Annotated in this window: 17 protein-coding genes; 1 reads left to right on the plus strand and 16 read right to left on the minus strand. The window is 41.7% G+C overall.

Annotation, left to right across the window (positions count from 1 at the left end; translation table 11 throughout):
* Positions 1-4: 4 nt before the first annotated feature.
* The gene (locus tag ACOSV2_RS08255) at positions 5-244 is read left to right on the plus strand and encodes a DUF2627 domain-containing protein (RefSeq protein WP_113968006.1); all 240 of its coding nucleotides are present in this window, start codon (positions 5-7) and stop codon (positions 242-244) included.
* A 14-nt stretch (positions 245-258) separates the two neighbouring features.
* Here ACOSV2_RS08255 and ACOSV2_RS08260 read toward each other — a convergent pair whose 3' ends face one another.
* The 16 genes from ACOSV2_RS08260 to accB all read right to left on the minus strand — a co-directional run bounded on the left by ACOSV2_RS08260 (position 259) and on the right by accB (position 17,144).
* On the minus strand, positions 259-993 hold the full coding sequence (locus tag ACOSV2_RS08260; protein WP_428974708.1) for a glycerophosphodiester phosphodiesterase: 735 nt from the start codon (positions 991-993) through the stop codon (positions 259-261).
* Between the two features lie 261 nt (positions 994-1,254).
* Positions 1,255-2,034, minus strand: coding sequence for a sporulation transcription factor Spo0A (spo0A, locus tag ACOSV2_RS08265; RefSeq protein WP_113970450.1), 780 nt, complete (start codon positions 2,032-2,034; stop codon positions 1,255-1,257).
* 347 nt (positions 2,035-2,381) lie between these two features.
* Complete coding sequence (spoIVB, locus tag ACOSV2_RS08270) at positions 2,382-3,671, minus strand: SpoIVB peptidase (protein ID WP_113970451.1); 1,290 nt, start codon at positions 3,669-3,671, stop codon at positions 2,382-2,384.
* 127 nt (positions 3,672-3,798) lie between these two features.
* A complete protein-coding gene (recN, locus tag ACOSV2_RS08275) occupies positions 3,799-5,508 on the minus strand; it encodes a DNA repair protein RecN (protein ID WP_428974709.1) in 1,710 nt (569 codons plus the stop codon).
* Positions 5,509-5,634: 126 nt separating this feature from the next.
* Positions 5,635-6,084: a transcriptional regulator AhrC/ArgR gene (gene ahrC / locus ACOSV2_RS08280; RefSeq protein WP_044340153.1), complete on the minus strand. Its 450-nt coding sequence runs from the start codon at positions 6,082-6,084 to the stop codon at positions 5,635-5,637.
* A gap of 417 nt (positions 6,085-6,501) precedes the next feature.
* On the minus strand, positions 6,502-7,338 hold the full coding sequence (locus tag ACOSV2_RS08285) for a TlyA family RNA methyltransferase (RefSeq protein ID WP_428975086.1): 837 nt from the start codon (positions 7,336-7,338) through the stop codon (positions 6,502-6,504).
* A 2-nt stretch (positions 7,339-7,340) separates the two neighbouring features.
* Complete coding sequence (dxs, locus tag ACOSV2_RS08290; RefSeq protein WP_428974710.1) at positions 7,341-9,233, minus strand: 1-deoxy-D-xylulose-5-phosphate synthase; 1,893 nt, start codon at positions 9,231-9,233, stop codon at positions 7,341-7,343.
* A gap of 21 nt (positions 9,234-9,254) precedes the next feature.
* Entirely contained in the window at positions 9,255-9,887 is a 633-nt protein-coding gene (locus tag ACOSV2_RS08295; protein WP_397553430.1) for a hypothetical protein, read from the minus strand.
* A 703-nt stretch (positions 9,888-10,590) separates the two neighbouring features.
* On the minus strand, positions 10,591-11,481 hold the full coding sequence (locus ACOSV2_RS08300) for a polyprenyl synthetase family protein (RefSeq protein ID WP_428974711.1): 891 nt from the start codon (positions 11,479-11,481) through the stop codon (positions 10,591-10,593).
* A gap of 3 nt (positions 11,482-11,484) precedes the next feature.
* Positions 11,485-11,718 (minus strand): exodeoxyribonuclease VII small subunit, encoded by a 234-nt coding sequence (gene xseB / locus ACOSV2_RS08305; protein WP_113970456.1) that lies wholly within the window; start codon positions 11,716-11,718, stop codon positions 11,485-11,487.
* Positions 11,705-13,072 carry an exodeoxyribonuclease VII large subunit gene (xseA, locus tag ACOSV2_RS08310; RefSeq protein WP_428974712.1) on the minus strand — a complete coding sequence of 456 codons (1,368 nt, stop codon included), beginning with the start codon at positions 13,070-13,072 and terminating at the stop codon, positions 11,705-11,707. The genes xseB and xseA overlap by 14 nt, the downstream gene beginning before the upstream one ends.
* Positions 13,073-13,190: 118 nt before the next feature.
* Positions 13,191-14,057, minus strand: a complete 867-nt coding sequence (gene folD, locus ACOSV2_RS08315) for a bifunctional methylenetetrahydrofolate dehydrogenase/methenyltetrahydrofolate cyclohydrolase FolD (RefSeq protein WP_428974713.1) — start codon at positions 14,055-14,057, stop codon at positions 13,191-13,193.
* Positions 14,058-14,078: 21 nt separating this feature from the next.
* On the minus strand, positions 14,079-14,465 hold the full coding sequence (gene nusB, locus ACOSV2_RS08320) for a transcription antitermination factor NusB (protein WP_397553425.1): 387 nt from the start codon (positions 14,463-14,465) through the stop codon (positions 14,079-14,081).
* A gap of 363 nt (positions 14,466-14,828) precedes the next feature.
* A complete protein-coding gene (locus ACOSV2_RS08325) occupies positions 14,829-15,239 on the minus strand; it encodes an Asp23/Gls24 family envelope stress response protein (protein WP_113970461.1) in 411 nt (136 codons plus the stop codon).
* 24 nt (positions 15,240-15,263) lie between these two features.
* On the minus strand, positions 15,264-16,616 hold the full coding sequence (gene accC, locus ACOSV2_RS08330) for an acetyl-CoA carboxylase biotin carboxylase subunit (RefSeq protein WP_428974714.1): 1,353 nt from the start codon (positions 16,614-16,616) through the stop codon (positions 15,264-15,266).
* Positions 16,617-16,631: 15 nt separating this feature from the next.
* Positions 16,632-17,144: an acetyl-CoA carboxylase biotin carboxyl carrier protein gene (gene accB / locus ACOSV2_RS08335; RefSeq protein WP_324744499.1), complete on the minus strand. Its 513-nt coding sequence runs from the start codon at positions 17,142-17,144 to the stop codon at positions 16,632-16,634.
* Between the last annotated feature and the right edge of the window lie 217 nt (positions 17,145-17,361).

The following is a 17,361-nucleotide window of genomic DNA, read 5'->3' on the forward strand; positions in this document are numbered from 1 at the left end:
CCTCATGGTCCGACTAATTGCCCTTATTATAATGTTGATTCCTGGCGCACTTGCTGCACTGGGGATTAAATTGATGAGAGATATGTTATTTGGTATTCTGCAGTCACCCATTCCTTATTTATGGCTGCAATTCGTGATCGGTTTGCTATTCTTTATTTGCGGTCTCGGTTTTATTGCGGGATTTGTTCTGCACCGTGATCGAAAGCGCAATAAAGTACAGTCCCGATTCACGAAAAAAAGCTAGCGTAATTTTCTACGCTAGCTTTTTTTATGATTTCTTAACTTCAATGCTCGATCAGGAAAGTCCGTCACAATCCCTGAACAGTCAATACTGAGAAGTCTCTCCATCAGATCTATCTTATTTACCGTATAGGGCCTGACAGCTATCCCGTTTTTCATGGCTTCTATAATGATCTCATCGGGGGCAGCCTTTAAATTGGGATGTATCGCTTTCGCCCTGATGGACTTGGCATAAATCCAGGGCATATATAGACCCGATGAGTACAATGGAGCAATTTCAACTGCAGGCTCCAATCGGTAACAGGCCACGATCGAATAGTGATTAAAGGAAGAAATGATGATTCGATCCTCAAACCCAAACTCCCTAATCAATCCGATCACTTTTTCTTCCAAGCCCTGATAGTCCATAATGCTGTTTTTCAATTCAATATTACAAAGCATATCATTGCCCTTTAACCACTGAAATACCTCCCTCAATGAGGGGACACGATTTTTTTTAAACAACTTACTTTTAAATTTAAAATTCGCCTGCAGCTTTTGAATTTCCTTAAACGTATAGTCTTTGACAAACCCTTTCCCATTGGTTGTGCGATCAACCGTTTCATCATGAATGACGACGATTTCTCCATCTTTTGTTAGCTGAACATCTAATTCAATACCGTCCGCCCCTACTCTTTCAGCTTCATAAAATGATTCCATCGTATTTTCCGGGTGAGTCCCGGCTGAGCCACGGTGTGCAAAGATTAGCGTCATGAGTGCACTCCCTTTTCTTAAGAAAATCTATTCATGTATGCACATTCTTTATCCATCCTTATGAATGGTTGTCTACTCCCATTATATACTTATTTTTAATCTCCTCAAAGGATGAAACCTTTATAAAAAACATCCTGAAAAAGAGACGGTTGCTAATGAGAAAAAGGATAAACCAAAAAACCCCACGAATCCACCTGGGCTCATAGGGTTTTACAATCATACTATTGGGCTAAAAAAATGATGGCTCTAGTCCTTACTCTTTCATGAAGCCATGTGCTCTAAACGAAGCTTATCAGCAACCATCGCGATGAACTCTGAGTTTGTCGGCTTTGCTTTTGACATACTCACTGTATATCCGAAAAGAGAAGAAATGGAATCTATATTCCCTCTGCTCCAAGCTACTTCAATTGCATGACGGATGGCGCGTTCTACTCTTGAAGCTGTAGTGTTGTATTTTTTTGCAATATCAGGGTAGAGAACTTTTGTAATTGAACCAAGTAATTCAATATCGTTATAAACCATAGAAATCGCTTCTCTTAAATATAGGTAACCTTTAATATGTGCCGGAACGCCAATTTCGTGGATGATACTTGTAATACTTGCATCTAAATTTCTTGGTTTCTGTTCTGTATGCATTCTGGATGAGGAAGGTTTTTTGATGATTGAGTTTGATTTACCGCTTACTTGTCTAATGTGACTCACTAGATTTTCCATATCAAATGGCTTTAGGATAAAGTAAGAAGCTCCAAGGTCGACGGCTTTCTTCGTAACATCTTCTTGACCGAAAGCTGTCAGCATGATGACATTAGGAATGCTCTTCTTTTCACGAAGTCGTTCGAGCACAGCCAGCCCGTCCAAATGAGGCATAATAATATCCAATACCAGGACATCAGGCTCCACTTCTTCTAACAAATCTAAACAATCTTGGCCATTATGAGCAATTCCTACTACTTCCATATCATTTTGTGAAGCAATGTAGTCTTCCAATAATGACGTAAGTTCACGGTTATCGTCCACAACACATACTTTAATCGATTTCACTACAGGTTTCCTCCTCAATCCTAATTAATTCTTCTCTGTAATTTTATTCTAAATTACTTTTTCGACAATGCAACCTAAATTCCTTTTATTTTTGAAAAAAACTTGAAAAATATTATATTTTCTTTGATTTTCTAAAGATTTCTTTATATTTCGACCCTATTCGATATTTACTCAATGGTTTGTCGAATAATCTTTATTTTAACAAGATTACCGTGCTTTTGGCAAACCTCCCTTATTTCCTAATGTCCTTCTTCTTGAATCAGTTTGATTTCACAAAACCAATTGTCAGAATAAAAAAGAACCCTTATAAGCACCCACGATCGGGACTTTAGTAAGGGTTTTCCACTTTAGCTTGCTCGGTCATGATCTTTCTTGTAAATATCGATTCCCGCTTCACTCAGCATCCATTCAATGTGAACGCCATAGCCGCTTGTAGGATCATTTACAAACACATGCGTGACGGCTCCGATGACTTTACCGTTTTGAATAATGGGACTTCCACTCATGCCTTGGACAATTCCACCGGTTTTATCCAATAGCTTGGGATCTGTTACTTTCAAAACCATTCCTTTTGTTGCCGGATATTTCTGTGGAATGGTGCTTACAATTTCAATATCGTACATTTCCACATCTTTTCCATCTACCACAGTCAATATCTGGGCAGGTCCTTCTTTCACTTGATGAGAAAGAGCGATGGGCATTGGTTTATCCATTAGGTCGTTATCGATGGATTGATTTAATTCACCAAAAATCCCGAATGGACTGTTCCTGGTAATGTTTCCAATGACGTTGCGATCAGAAGAAAAACGGGCTAATTTTTCACCTGGTTTTCCATCGGTCCCTTTTTGAATGGACGTTACTTCTGAATGAACGATCTCTCCGTTTTCAACGACAATCGGTTTTTTTGTATCCATATCAGAAATGACATGGCCCAGCGCCCCATACTTCTTTGACTTCGGGTCAAAGAATGTCATCGTACCAATTCCAGCTGCAGAATCACGAATATATAACCCTAATTTATAGTTCTTTTCCCCTTTTTCTTTTAACGGTAGTAATTGAGTTTTTACGGTCTTCTGTTCACGTTTGATTACAACGTCTAAAGATCGGGATTCTTCTCCAGCTTTCTGAACAAAAGGAGCAACATCCGCAAGTTCCTCAATTTTCGTTCCGTTTATTTCTGTAATCATATCCCCTACCTGAATTCCGGCTTTTTCGCCGGGAGACATCTTACCTGCATCTGTTTCAACCAGATGATGACCTACGACTAACACCCCGACTGTATTTAATTTCACCCCGATGGATTGACCACCCGGGATCACCTTGAAATCTTTCAGTACTTCTACATCTACTTTTTTAATGGGTAATCCAGCTAACTCAAATACCACTTCATCCTTGCCTACAGAACTCCCTTGGATTGAGAGCTGACCTTCCCCTTCTTTCAATTGAACATGTTGATTATCGGACGAACCCATCGTCGTAACGGATGCAGCCTTAGGGAGAGCAACTTGATCCCCTTCCATTACCCTTACAGAGTTCGGAGTATTGATAAATTGTTGAACCGGTTTGTAAAAACCAATAAGACAAAGCGAAACAAGGAGAATTCCACCTATACATTTTCTTAACCAATCTAAACTCAATATATTCACTCTCCTCGCTTCTAATCCACACACACATTAACTATTGGCTACAGTCTTAATTTTGCCTTTAAAAGCCACATTTATAACTGGTAATCATGAAAAAAAGCTACCCGAATTGGATAGCTTTTCATGTTTCTTTAATGGAACCTGCTAACTGCAACAATTCCTTTGCATGTTCCAATGTTAAATCTGTAATTTCCACTCCTGAAATCATTCTGGAGATTTCTTTGATCTTTTCCTTCTCTTGAAGACGTTTAACCATTGTGCTCGTTCTGCCGCCTGAAAGTTTTTTCGAAATAAACAAGTGACAATCCGCCATCGCAGCTACTTGTGGCAAATGAGATATACACATCACCTGGGAGTGAATGGCCACTTGATAAATTTTTTCAGCAATCGCTTGTGCCACTCTTCCACTCACTCCCGTATCCACCTCATCAAAAATGATGGAGGTAATTCCCTGGTGCTTGGAAAAGATGGTCTTCAAAGCTAACATAATGCGGGAAAGCTCTCCACCTGAAGCCACTTTGGACAGCGGCTTTAAAGGCTCACCCGGATTAGTGGATATGTAAAACTCCACAGTATCCCAACCATCCTTTTTAAAATGATGGAAGGAAAACGATTCATTTTCCCCACTTTTTACAAAACGAACGTCAAATTTCGTTTTATCCATGTACAGTTGCTTTAACTGCTCATGAATACTTGTGGTTAATTTTTTCGCCCACTGTTTTCTCGATTGCGACAGATTTCTCGCCTCTAATGATAAGTCTTTCTCTAGTGATTGTAATTTACTTTGTAAATGTTCGACATGAGAATCTTTGTTCACGATGGTTTCAATTTCTTCTTCAATCTTTGAACTATATGCGAGAATTTCTTCTACAGAGGATCCATATTTTCTCTTTAAACCGTTAATCTCGTTCAGTCTCGTCTCGATAAGATCCAAACGGTTCGGTTCAAATTCAAGTTGATCTAACTCTCCTCTTACTTGTTGAGCAGCATCTTCAAGCATATAAAAAGCATTCGAAACAGATTCCAGAGTCTTATCATATTGTGAATCCACTTCTGCAGCTGTCTCGAGATGACTCATGGCAAGGCCTGTCCAGTCCAGCCCTTTTCTCTCGCCTTGAATGCTGTCATAAGAAGTCTGTAGCGCTTCAAAAAGCTTTTCAAAGTTCATAAGCTTCCGTTTCTCTTCCATAAGCTCATCATCTTCGTTTAATTGCAGATCCGCATCATGAATTTCTTTCAGCTGAAACTGAATGAGATCCAATCGATGCGCCATCTCCTGCTCGTTCTCATTAAGCCTGTTTAACTGCTTATAAATGGAAAGGTACTCTTTGTATACTTCTCCGTAACTCGAGAGACCAGAAGCAATCTCATCCCCTCCGAATTGATCCAATAGGGAAAGATGAAGGCTTTCATTCATCAGCTCTTGATGCTCATGCTGTCCATGAATATCAATAAGTGAAGCACCGATTTCCCTCATGATCGCAATCGTCACGAGCTTACCATTGATTCTGCAAACACTCTTTCCTGTACTCGAGATATCTCTTCTGAGGATGATCATGCCTTCTTCGATCTCTATCCCGAAGCTCGCCGCTTTCCCAATGCAAGGATGCGTTTCATTATCAAGAATAAATAACCCTTCAATTTCAGCCTTTTTCTCCCCATGCCGAACGTATTCCGAGGATCCTCTTCCACCAACCAATAAGTGAATGGCATCTATGATAATCGACTTCCCAGCTCCAGTCTCCCCCGATAGAACGGTAAGGCCTTCTTCAAAGGAAAGAGAGAGGGATTCAATTATGGCGAAATTTTTGATCGATAGTTCTTGTAGCAAAACATTCACCTCAAATAAAAAGGAACTTCTCCCTCAAATAATTTAAAAGAAAAGCTTCCTATTGGATTTTGTATGAAGGGCTGCAAACAGCAGCACATTAATTTAATTTAGAATTGATCCTGCCCTTTATAGCATATCTAAAAACCGTTCTGAAACAATCTTTGTCTCTTCTTCAGTGCGGCAGATGATCAAACATGTGTCATCCCCACAAATCGTCCCCAGAATCTCTTCCCAGTCCAAGTTATCAATTAAAGCACCGATAGCATTGGCATTACCAGGTAGAGTCTTCATGACCAGCATATGTCCTGCCTGGTCCACTTTAACAAACGCATCGGTCAGGGTACGCTTAAGTTTTTGCAGAGGATTAAAACGCTGATCAGCAGGCAAACTATATTTGTATCTGCCATCCATTAACGGTACTTTTACCAAATGCAATTCTTTAATATCCCTCGACACGGTAGCCTGGGTCACATTAAAGCCAGCATTTTTAAGACTTTCCACTAGCTCATCCTGTGTTTCCACATCTCTATTCGTAATGATTTCTCTGATTTTTATATGTCTTTGCCCTTTGTTCATCATAGAACATACACCTCTTACATTTGATTAAAACCTGTATAAATATACCTCTACGCTTATGTTAGCCTATTTTGTAAGGAAGTACAATAAAAAAGAAAAGCGGAAGGGGCTCGTTCTGGGGCGACAAGCATAAGTCGAGTAATCCGGAAAGGCGGTCTTTGCCTTTTTGGGTTGCTTGATTTATGACCTCGATGGCCTAGCCGCGGAGCTGGACAAAAAGAAAAGCGGAGGCGACTTGGGCTGGCCAGACAAGGCTATGGCGAACTCTTAGATGCTTCGAATAGTGAAGTTCAGGATTTATTATCGACTTTGCCCACTATTTTATCGACTATCATATCATTCTAACCCATTGTCAACATTCATTAAAAGCCCTTACCACATGAAAAAAGCCACCCTCCGAAGAAGAGTGGCCCTATTTTACTGCTGCGTTTTCGCCTTTAATTGATGATGCGCTTCCTCAATCACTTCATCCGGTGTGGTGGTGAGAAGCGATTCTCCTTCACCCTCTTGCCCCGACCATTTCAAATGAATGAGAAATTCAATATTCCCATCTCCACCTGTGATAGGAGAATAGGATAAGCCGGCGATATGGTAGCCTTCTTTAATCGATAACGTCATGATTTTCTCGATGACCATTTTGTGCACGGCAGGATCTCTTACAATTCCTTTCTTCCCAACCTGGTCCTTCCCTGCTTCAAACTGGGGCTTGATTAAAGCGACGCAGTCCCCACCAGGCACCAATAATGTTTTCAGGACAGGTAATATCAAGGAAAGGGAAATAAAGGATACATCGATAGATGCAAAGCTTGGCATTTCTCTTTGCAAATCAGCCGGAGTAACATAACGGAAGTTGGTCCTTTCCATTACCACGACCCGCTCATCCTGTCTAAGCTTCCAGGCTAGTTGGTTGTATCCTACATCCAGGGCATACGACATCTTAGCCCCGTTTTGCAGTGCACAATCCGTAAACCCTCCAGTGGACGCCCCGATATCAATCATCACTTTATCGGCCACATCCACATCAAAGACCTGCAGTGCTTTCTCAAGCTTCAAGCCGCCACGGCTCACATAAGGGATCACTTTCCCCTTTACCGTAAGGGGAATATCTTCACTTACTTTTTCCCCGGCCTTGTCCAATCTCATTTCATTGGAATAGACAAGTCCCGCCATGACAGCCCTTTTAGCTTTTTCTCTCGTTTCAATTAATCCTCGTTCTACAAGAAGTACGTCTACACGTTGTTTTTTTACTTTCATCATTAAGCCCTTTTTTGTTTTTTTGGTGTTATGGTTAAAATACGATCTACGACATTTTCTTTGGTCATGCCGATTTCGTTCAGCAATTCCTTCACGCTTCCATGCTCGATGAAGTAATCAGGAATTCCTATGCGGTCAATCACGGCGTTATGGTAACCCTGTTCTTGCGCAAACTCAAGAACACCGCTTCCGAATCCTCCTTGAAGAACCGCCTCTTCTATCGTTAAAATAGGCATTTCTTCTCCAAGGATACTCTTTAGCATCGTTTCGTCCATTGGTTTAATGAATCTCGCATTCACGACCCGAACGGAAAGACCTTGCTTCTCAAGCTCATCAGCCGCTTCCATCGCCATTGGGATCGTGGTACCAAATGTCAAAATGGCAGCATCTGTACCTTGCTTCAATACTTCCCACGTTCCGATCGAAATGGTTTTCAGCTCTGAATCCATAGGCACTCCATATCCGTTTCCACGGGGATAGCGTAACGCAATTGGACCATCATTATACTGAAGAGCCGTATTAACTAGGTGTTGACCTTCATTTTCGTCCTTCGGCATCATGATCACCATATTAGGTAAATGCCTTAAAAAGGCAATATCAAATACCCCTTGATGCGTTTCACCATCGGCACCGACTAATCCTGCACGGTCAATCCCGATGAAGACATTTAAGTTTTGTCGGCAAATATCGTGAACCACTTGATCATACGCTCTTTGCAGGAATGTTGAATAAATGGCCAGGAATGGCTTCATATCCTGAGTAGCAAGACCCGCTGCCACCGTGGTGGCATGCTGCTCGGCAATCCCTACATCAAACATTCGATCGGGGAATTCTTCAGCAAATCCAAGCAGTTTGGACCCTACCGGCATGGCTGGAGTGATGGCGACAATTCGTTCATCCCCACGGGCAATTTTTCTGACGGTCTCACTTACAAGCCCGCTCCAGGAAGGTGGTGCATTTATAGGTTTAATCAGGTCTCCTGTGTCAATCTTGTATGGACCTGTACCATGCCATGTGCCCTGCTTGTCTGATTCAGCAGGATGAAATCCTTTTCCTTTTTTCGTTATGACGTGTAAAAGGACAGGGCCTTTTGTTTTCTTCGCATACTGGATGTTTTCAGATAGGTCATTATAATCATGTCCATCGATGGGCCCAAGATAGGTAAATCCTAATTCTTCAAAGAACATACCTGAAACAAATAAATACTTTAAGCTATCTTTCACCCGCTCAGCCGTACTTGCTAATTTGCCACCGACAGCAGGGATCCGTTTAAGAATATATTCCATTTCATCCTTCACCCAGTTGTACTTCCCGGCAGTGCGCAGTCGGCCAAGAACACTGTGAAGGGCTCCAACATTTGGGGCAATGGACATTTCATTATCATTTAAGACGACGATCATATCTTTCTTTTCATGACCAATGTGGTTAAGTGCCTCGAGTGCCATTCCCCCCGTTAAGGCACCATCTCCGATCACAGGGATGATGAACGAATCTTCTTTTTTGACATCCCTTGCGATTGCCATACCCATGGCTGCGGATAGTGAAGTAGAGCTATGCCCCGTTTCCCATACATCATGATCGCTTTCATTGCGTTTAGGGAAACCACATAACCCTTTGTATTGTCGCAACGTATCAAACTGACAAGCACGGCCAGTCAAGATCTTATGTACATACGACTGATGACCAACATCCCAAAGGATTTTATCTTTTGGACTTGAGAAATGCTTATGAAGGGCAACTGTTAATTCGACCACCCCTAAGTTTGGACCAATATGACCGCCAGTCTTAGATAGATTCTTTATTAAGAAATGGCGAATCTCTTGACTGAGCTCTTCTAATTGTTCATTCGACATATTTTTAAGAAAAGAAGGCTCCTTTATTGATAATAAATCCATGGGGTCCACTCACTTTCATCACTAAATATTTTGTTTCGCACGCTTGTAACGTTTTTTCTTGTTTTTATCTTTTTTGTCTTTTTTATCTTTAATCACTACGATGTGAAATCGATCTTCAAAAAATTGTAGAACTTTACCAACTCTAAATATTATATCCTTAGAATAGGTGATAGCAAACGTTTTTCCAAGCGCTTTGCCTCCAACGGTCAAGGAAGCTATGATACTTGTCAATGTTACACTTACAATATATTCTCTCAAAGAGCCGCCTTCAAGCTGAAAAGATACGGCTAATTGTATAATGACAATCGCTGACGCAGTACCACTTATAATCCCTGAAATATCGCCGATTACGTCGTTACAGAAGCTTGCGAAACGGTCTGCGTTCCGGACGATTTTAATTGAATAACGTGCACCGTACACTTTTTTGGCCGCCATGGCATGAAAAGGGGTTTCATCAGCAGCCGTTGCAGCAATCCCCAGCATATCAAAGAAGATACCGATAAAGACGATGATGAACACAACAACCAGTCCTGTATACCATGCGACTCCATTTAAAACCATATTGGATGTAACTGAAAAAATAGCCGCTAACACAAATGTGATAACGGCAATGCTGACACTCCACTTTATTGAGTTTTTCATTGTTTCATTCATTATCGTTTAAACACACCGTTTCTACTGTGTAAATAGTTTGTTTATATGTAATTGGGGGGTCATATAAAGAGTAAAAATTGCAGCTTAGGTCCAGTAGGTTTTCCCAATCAGATACCGGATGTTGCCATACCGGCGGTTTCCCATTAAACCCGACTTAGCTGCGTCACCACAAGCTAGACTGGATTACCACTTAGTCCGCACTATAATCCTCTTTATATGTCCGAATATGAACAGTCTAGGAGTTTTCCTCAACAGTCCTTAACGCAATCCTTAGCCTCTTTTGCAAAGAGGATTTCATATGGGCGAAAAAGCACATATCAATGGCCAACTGATGTGTACCTTGTAACCATAATCCCCTCACTCTTCACTCAAGGCAGGCTACGCTGCTAGTGAATCATCACATCGCAGGTTCATACTTTGTTCTTATTGCATATGCTTAATGCCAGCATAAGAAACAAAGCCTCCGCGGCTCGCGGGTCAACGCCCACATGCCATTGTGGATCGCCCTCAAGCCTTACTCCCAGATATGACCCAAGGCTGGGCGCCTCAAGCCAATTCCAGGAACTTCATCGATGTGCCCTTTAGTGGATTTTTAGGCCCACCTTCAGGATTGGTGGACTGACTAGAATACTGCACCACCCCAAAATTTATTCTACTTACATTATAACATATATTAAATAATTTGCTCAAACATAGAATGGTTTTAATGATTCCGGGCAACGATTAATTGGGCAATTTCGGTAAGAAGTCGGGTATCAATGGGCATTTGTTTCAGTGATGCTAACGCTTCGTTCAAGTGGTAGTGAAGCTTTTCCTTAGCTCCAGCCATCGTCAGGAGGCTTGGATAGGTACTCTTAAGTTTTGATTCGTCGCTCCCTACAGGCTTTCCAATCATTTCTTCCGAGCCTTCAATATCCAAGATGTCATCCTGGATTTGAAAGGCGAGTCCAATATGATAAGCAAATTTTTCAAGTAATTCCAGTTCTTCCTCCGACGCCTCAGAAACAATTCCGCCTGCCAGTACACTAAATATCAATAACTTACCTGTTTTATGCTCATGGATGCCTTCAAGTTCTGTCACTGACAGCTGCTTATTTTCCCCTTCGATATCCGCAACTTGTCCGCCAACCATACCTTGAGGTCCTGCGCACTTCGCTAAAAGACCGATGAGCCTTATCTTCATGTCACTTGTAAGATCATTGTCCTCTGCAATCAGTTGAAAACTAAAGGTCAGTAAACCGTCACCGGCCAAAATCGCCATCGCTTCCCCAAATATTTTATGATTGGTCGGCTTCCCTCTTCTCAAATCGTCATCATCCATGGCAGGAAGGTCGTCATGAATCAAGGAATAGGTATGAATCATTTCGAGGGCAGACGCAGTGTTTAACCCGAGTAAAGGGTCCTTGTTAAAGGCTTTAATTGTTGCTAAAAGGAGGATGGGACGAATTCTCTTTCCACCTGCTTGCAATGAATAGATCATAGCTCCCTTCAAAGTCGGGGGCATAGCAAGGCTGTCTATTGTCTCGACCATATGATTGGTGATCAATTCTCCATGCTGTTGTTGAAATTCTTTCAGATCAACGTGAGGATTCACCCTTTATTCCCCCTCATCCAGGTCGAAGGCTTTTTCCCCTTCATCTGTCATCATCTTTGTTAATTGGTTTTCTGCTTTTTGCAACGTATCATGACAGTATTTCGAAAGATCCATTCCTTTTTGATAAAACTCTAACGCTTTCTCCAATGGAACTTCTCCCTCTTCCAGTTTCTCCACAATCTCTTCCAATTGTTCCATAGCTGTTTCAAATGATAGTTCTTCTTTAGACTTCGCCATTATTTTCACGCTCCTCAACGGATTCAACTTCGCAATGTATTTTACCATCCCTTACATTTATCTCCAGATGGTCGCCGACTTTGACTTGCTTGGATGATTTGATCAATGTACCTTCATCCTGATAAACCAGGCTGTATCCCCTGTCCATGACCTTTAAAGGGCTCAGGGCATGCAAGGTAGACAGAGAAGAACCGAAACGATTATTCTTTTCTTTCAGCACCTGTTTAAATTGCTTTTCTACCCGCGTCTTCATAAATAAGACTCTCTCGTGTTGAATGGTGATGAGTTGTGAAGGATGTACACGTTGAAGTCGTGAGTGAAGACGGGTTAATTGATCGTGATTTTGCCTCACATGAAGGCTTATATTTTTTTGCAGCTGGTCGGTCAGCCGATCGACGGTTTCAATTTTCTGTTGATATAGATTACGCGGGTTTCTTAAAGCGTAGGATTTCATTAAACTATTTAAGCGGCTGCGCTCACTTTGAAGCTTCGTCTTGAACGATTTGATCAGTCGTAATTTACGATTCATAATTCTTTCCAGCAAATCGTCCACGTGTGGAACCGCTAATTCTCCCGCTGCTGTTGGTGTAGGTGCTCTTAAGTCGGCTACAAAGTCGGCAATCGTAAAGTCTGTCTCATGGCCGACAGCAGAAATGACGGGGATTTTTGACTCAACGATGGCTTGGGCCACGATCTCTTCGTTAAACGCCCACAACTCTTCAATCGAACCACCGCCCCGGCCAATAATCAATACATCTATATCCCCCAGATCATTTACCTTTTGCATTGCCCCGGCAATCGATCCTGCGGCTTGTTCCCCTTGAACCAAGGCAGGGAAAATAAGGATTTCCCCAATTGGATATCTTCTTTTGATGGTTGTAATGATATCTCTGATTGCAGCACCTGTTGGAGATGTCACAACGGCGATTCGTTTCGGAAACTTAGGAATCACACGTTTCCGGCCTTGATCGAAATAGCCTGCTTTCTCAAGTTTCTCTTTCAACTGCTCATAAGCCAAATACAGCTCACCGATTCCATCAGGCTGCATTTCTTTTACATAGATCTGATATTGCCCACCTGATTCATAGACAGAGACGTCTCCCCGAATCAACACATTCATTCCATTTTCAGGTCTGAATTTCATGGATTGATTATTACTTGAAAACATGACAGACAAGATACGGGCTTTTTCGTCTTTCAGGGTAAAGTACATATGGCCGCTTGAATGTCTTTTGAAATTAGAAATTTCCCCCCGTACGAATAGATTGGACAGGTGGGGATCTCTATCGAATTTACGCTTTATGTATTTTGTCAGAGCTTGTACCGTTAAATAACGTGATTGATCGAGTTCCATGCTCAAGTGACTCCTTTGTTTCCTGCAATTTGTTAAGGCTTTTGTATGTAGGAATACGGAAAGGGACCAGCGATGAGCTGTCCCTTTCCGTTTTATGTTACCTATAGTGTACTATTTTTTAACCGTTTTGGCGATTGGCAAGAGCCCATTCAGCAGATTTCACTGTATTATACAGTAGCATCGTAATCGTCATAGGGCCGACACCACCAGGAACAGGTGTGATTTTTCCGGCTTTTTCCTTCACTTCTGAAAAATTCACATCCCCACAAAGTGCACCGTTTTCATCACGATTCATTCCGACGTCAATGACTACGGCTCCCGGTTTAATATCCTCTGCGCCGATTAGATTGGCTTTCCCTACCGCAGATACGATAATATCTGCCTGCTTTGTGTAGAAAGACATATCCTTCGTTTTCGAATGGCAATACGTAACCGTCGCATTACGATTGAGGAATAAGTGACCTGCCGGTTTTCCGACAATGTTACTTCTTCCTAAAATCACGACGTGTTTACCTTCTACTGAAATATTTTCATATTCAAGCATCTTCATGATTCCAAGTGGTGTACAAGAATAGAAGGTATCTTGATTGGTCACCATTTTCCCAATGGAAACGGGATGAAATCCGTCCACATCTTTAGATGGGGAAATCGTTTCAATAACGGTTATTGGATTAATATGCTCAGGGAGAGGCAGTTGAACAAGAATGCCATGAATATGGCTCTGTTCATTTAAGTCTTCAATTTTATTCAGCAGTTCATCTTGAGTTAAACTGGACTCATATTGATAAAGCTCTGAATGAATGCCCAGATTACTGCACGCTTTTCTCTTCATTTTGACATATGAATGAGAAGCATGGTTATCTCCTACCAGGATGACAGCCAACCCTGGAGTGACATCCTTTTCCTTAAGCTCCTCGATCTGACTGTTTAATCGTTCACGATAATGACCTGCAATGAGTTTTCCATCAATTATAGAAGCTGACATTCCACTCGACCCCTAACATTGTTAAGATTGACTTACCTTTGAAAGAACACCATTGATAAACTTGCTTGATTGATCATCTCCAAAGATCTTTGCAATTTCAACTGCTTCGTTAATGACTACATTATTAGGGACGTCTTCCACAAACAGCAGTTCATAGACTCCTAAACGCAAGATGTTACGATCTACCTTTGCCAGGCGGTCAAAGGACCATTTCTCCAGGTTTTCACGAATGTGTCCATCGATACGTTCCTGATTCTCGATGAACCCGAGAACAAGCTGTTGAAGATAGGCATCCATCTTTTGATCTTCCTCCAGCACATTGGTTAACGCAACATCGGGCTCAATCCCACTCATATCTATTTGAAATAACGCTTGTAAGGCCTTTTCACGAGCAACTCTTCTCTTCATCTTATATTTACTCCTTTTACTCCATCAATTTTCATACCTTTGATAATAGCACAAACTAAGGGTAATACGCACGTCTATGTAAAAAAATCAATATTCTGACAAGAAAAGCGGAGGGGCTTTGAAAGAGGCGACAAGCATAAGATGAATGGGCCGGGAAGGCGTTCTTTGCCTTCTTGGACCATTTAGCTTATGACCTCGAGGGACAAGGAGGCGGGAGTGCGGCCTCCTCATTAGAAGAATCCGGCGGAAATTTCAATAATTCCAGCCGTTTTGATGAATAATCCAGCCGTTTTACAAAAAACACCCATTCAGAAACAAACCTATATACAAAAAAGAACGGCCCCCTTAAGGACCGTCCCTCTCTTACATTTCGTCTTCAATTTCAGCTTCAAATTTCTGATTCTCGAATTGAATGCCTACGATATGAACATTTACTTCATCTGCTTCTAATGCAGTCATGTTAAGCAGGGCTTGACGGATGTTATCCTGGATCTTTTGAGCCACTGTCGGGATGGCTACACCGAATTTCATGATGCAGTATACATCCACGATGATTCCTTCCTCTGCAAGCTCCACTTTGACACCTTTACCGTGGTTTTTCTTTCCGAGACGCTCGACGACACCTGTCGCGAAGTTACCACGCATTTGTGATACGCCTTCTACTTCTGAAGCAGCGATTCCTGCAATCACTTCAATTACTTCAGGTGCGATTTCAATCTTCCCAAGGCCGTCTTTACCGTGAGACATTTGTAAAAGGTTTTGATTTTCCGCCATTTTAAGGCACCTCCTGAATTCACACTAGGATTTCATTACTTCGTACTTCTCTAAGAATTTCGTATTAAATTCCCCACCAACAAAGGTTTCATGATCTAATAGTTTCAAATGGAACGGGATCGTTGTGTGTACTCCCTCAACCACAAATTCACTCAAGGCACGTTTCATTCTCGAGATCGCTTCTTCACGAGTCGCTCCATAGGTGATGACTTTGGCAATCATACTATCGTAGTATGGAGGGATCATATAACCAGGATATGCGGCTGAATCGATTCTTACGCCTATGCCGCCTGGTGGAAGATACATTTCAATCCGCCCCGCTGAAGGCATGAAATTCTTCTCAGGATTCTCTGCATTGATACGACATTCAATGGCCCAACCAGTGAACGTTACTTCTTCCTGTGTAAGAGAAAGTTTTTCTCCTGACGCTACGAGAATTTGTTCTTTAATCAAATCGACTCCTGTTACCTGTTCTGTTACAGGGTGCTCTACCTGAATACGGGTATTCATTTCCATAAAGTAGAATGATTGATTTACGTAGTCATATATAAATTCTACCGTGCCGGCACCAGTATAATCAACCGCTTGGGCTGCTTTTACTGCTGCTTCCCCCATTTTAACACGAATTTCTTCTGTTAAAGCGGGTGATGGCGTTTCCTCGATCAGTTTTTGAAGGCGGCGCTGAATCGTACAGTCACGTTCCCCAAGATGGATCACGTTCCCGAAATTATCAGCCAGCACCTGGATTTCCACATGTCTGAAGTCTTCAATATACTTTTCAATGTAAACACCAGGGTTACCGAATGCAGTCATGGCTTCTTGCTGAGTGATTGTTACCCCTTTAACAAGCTCTTCCTCACTTTTCGCAACACGGATCCCTTTTCCTCCACCACCGGCTGTGGCTTTGATGATGACAGGATACCCCATGGATTCTGCAAGCTGTACAGCATCTTCTGCGTCCTTCACGATACCTTTTGAGCCTGGTACGATGGGAACGCCTGCTTCTCTCATGGTTTCACGTGCCACGTCTTTCGTACCCATCTTCGAGATCGCTTCTGGTGAAGGACCAATGAAGATGATGTTACAATCGCGGCACAGATCTGCAAAATCAGAGTTCTCAGCTAGAAATCCGTAACCCGGGTGAATGGCGTCACAGTCTGTCAATTTTGCCACGCTAATGATGTTTGTGAAATTCAGGTAGCTGTCTTTCGATGCAGTAGGTCCGATGCAATAAGCTTCATCCGCTAATTGAACATGGAGTGCTTCTCTATCTGCTTCAGAATATACGGCTACACTTTCGATGCCTAAATCTCGGCATGCACGAATAATACGTACCGCAATTTCTCCTCGATTGGCGATTAATACTTTTTTTATCATATCTATTTTCGCTCCTTATTCAGGTTTGACCAAGAATAACGGCTGTCCATATTCAACCAATTGACCGTCTTTTACTAAGATTTCAGTAATTTCACCTTTTACTTCCGCTTCGATTTCATTAAATAATTTCATCGCTTCTACGATGCATACGACAGAGCTTTCATCGACTTTATCTCCAACTTTCACGTATGGACCTGATTCCGGGGAAGAAGACTGATAGAACGTCCCTACCATAGGAGACGTGATTTTATGTAAGTTTGAATCTTCTGCTTTTGCTTGTGGAGCTTCTTTTTCTTCTGTATTTACGGAAGGAGCTGCTTCCTGTACAGGCGCTGGAGCCTGCTGTACTGCTTGAGCTGCAGGTTTTACTTCCTCTACTGCCTGAACGACTTGTGGTTGCCCGGAAACTGTTACACCATTATTCTTTTTAAGTTTAATTTTCGAACCATCATGCTCGTATGTAAACTCATCAACACTAGAATGATCTACGAGTTTGATTATTTCACGGATTTCTTGAATTTTTAACACGGTTGACACCCCTCTTATAGTTTAAAAAATTATGACTAGCTACTAATATCATACGATAATACCTCGTATAAATTCAATATGCGATTCCTACCATTCTGTAAAGCGCATACAACCCTATTCTCTATTCTAGACCTTTTTAGGAAAAAAATAAAATAATAGAAGAATTTTTTTGTTTTCAGAGGAAGTTTAGGTGTGATGCAAGTCAAAGCATTACCTG

This window comes from Rossellomorea sp. DUT-2, from assembly GCF_052665285.1.